Here is an 805-nt window from a genome sequence, read left to right on the forward strand (position 1 = left end):
GGCGCTTCTTTCTCGTTCCGATCGAGGGAAGCTACGGAAGAAAGCCACCTCTCGCGACCTTCCCTTGTCGCGAAAACTCCCGATCAAAGCGACGGTTTTGCAACTGACTTTTGCACAGTCGCAGAACTCAACTTTTGCGACAACATCTCCTGCTTCCCGCTTTCCTGCTGATGTCGAGCCCAGACGCGCTTCACCTGCGCTTCGCTGCAGCCGGTCAGCTTCGCCGTCCTGCTGATACTGTTGCCGCCAGACCGCAAGACAATAATGCGTTCGTGTGTCACCAGGTCAGCTTGGCGACCGGCATATTTCCCGCCCGCCTTTGCCAATTCGATGCCTTGCCTCTGGCGTTCGCGGCGATCCTCGAAGTCGTCTCGAGCCATTTGCAGGGCGAGCTTCAGCAACATTTCCTGAATGGACTCGAGCACGATCTTGGCAACGCCGTCAGCGCTGGCCGCGATGTCGCTAAGATCCACCACACCAGGTACGGCAAGACGAGCACCCTTATTGCGAATTGTTTCGATCAGCTTTTCAGCTTCAGGCAAAGGCAGACGACTGATGCGGTCTATCTTCTCCGCAACGACAACCTCCCCCGGCTGAAGGTCCGCGATTAGACGAAGCAGTTCCGGCCGGTCGGCGCGAGCGCCGGATGCCTTCTCGCGGTAGACGCCGGCGATGTAGTACCCGGCGTCCCTCGCCTCAGCGATGATCGATTCCTGGCGATCGAGATCCTGCCCTTGCGTACTGACCCGCAGATAAACACGAGCAACGCGCATATCCCCCTCCTGCTCGGCTCATTTAGATATAC

At 58.1% G+C, this 805-nt stretch carries 1 protein-coding gene; it reads right to left on the reverse strand.

What is annotated here, in order from left to right:
- Positions 1–83 precede the first annotated feature (83 nt).
- Entirely contained in the window at positions 84–773 is a 690-nt protein-coding gene (locus G6N73_RS36010; protein WP_165034588.1) for a recombinase family protein, read from the reverse strand.
- Positions 774–805: the final 32 nt, after the last annotated feature.

The organism is Allomesorhizobium camelthorni (genome assembly GCF_011045125.1).
GTDB lineage: Bacteria > Pseudomonadota > Alphaproteobacteria > Rhizobiales > Rhizobiaceae > Allomesorhizobium > Allomesorhizobium camelthorni.

Coding starts and splice junctions, on each gene's coding strand:
- G6N73_RS36010 (WP_165034588.1), bottom strand. CDS start 773: ATGCGCGTTGCTCGTGTTTATCTGCGGGTCAGTACGCAAGGGCAGGAT.